We start from the raw sequence: 330 nt of genomic DNA, 5'->3' as shown, positions 1-330 counted from the left end.
AATATCAATAATGGCTTTTGGCAAGCCTTCTTGTCGTTTTTGCAGTTCGGGTTGAGATGTTAGCGTTGTAGCGATAACTATGTGCGCCTTCAACTACTAACCGCCTAGCGCGACCATTCCCACATTTAGTAATTGCACCAATGTTTCGTTTCCCTCCGCTGGAATGCTCGCTAGGTACTAGTCCAAGGTAACTCATGAGTTTGCGAGGGTGGTCGAAGCGAGATAAATCACCGAGTTCAGCAATCACACCTGCGGCGACAAGCAAGCGTACGCCTCGCATAGCCTGTATGGCTTTTACGACTGGATAATAGCGCCATTGATGAATATGGT

Annotated in this window: 1 pseudogene; it reads right to left on the bottom strand. The window is 47.6% G+C overall.

Going from position 1 to position 330, the window contains the following annotated elements:
- A pseudogene (locus CWB98_RS23355) lies at window positions 1–330 on the bottom strand (transposase); the annotation flags it as partial.

Source organism: Pseudoalteromonas rubra, assembly GCF_005887115.1.
GTDB classification, from domain to species: Bacteria; Pseudomonadota; Gammaproteobacteria; order Enterobacterales; family Alteromonadaceae; genus Pseudoalteromonas; species Pseudoalteromonas rubra_F.
The sequence above is the reverse complement of the archived record's forward strand: the minus strand, read 5'-3'. Positions and strand labels throughout refer to the sequence as shown.